Annotated in this window: 1 protein-coding gene; it reads right to left on the reverse strand. The window is 45.5% G+C overall.

Annotated elements, in window-relative coordinates; translation table 11 throughout:
- A partial coding sequence (locus GNY06_RS00090; RefSeq protein WP_449390386.1) for an IS66 family transposase occupies positions 1 to 284 on the reverse strand: 284 nt, incomplete at its 3' end.
- Between the last annotated feature and the right edge of the window lie 35 nt (positions 285 to 319).

Here is a 319-nt window from a genome sequence, read left to right on the forward strand (position 1 = left end):
CGGTATGATGACGGACGGGACGGCTTTGTCTTTTCTGCCTGTGCCTTGCGCTTTGCGGTCTCCGCTTCTATATCTTTGACCGTTTTCTCTATCTCCTTGTGTTTATCTTCGTACGCATCCTTGAACTCCTTGTCGAACAAATCAGACTGGTCAGCCTTCTGCTTGTTCTTACGGGAGAGACGGTCGGGTTTTGCTCCGTAGAGCTGACGTTCGAGATAAGCAATTCTTGCTTTTAAATCCTTGATTTCGGCCACGAGATCGGAGTAGGAAGGTGCTTGAATCATGATGTAAAATTACTAATTTCCAACAATATAAGCAA

The organism is Elizabethkingia argenteiflava, from assembly GCF_009904105.1.
Classification (GTDB): domain Bacteria; phylum Bacteroidota; class Bacteroidia; order Flavobacteriales; family Weeksellaceae; genus Elizabethkingia; species Elizabethkingia argenteiflava.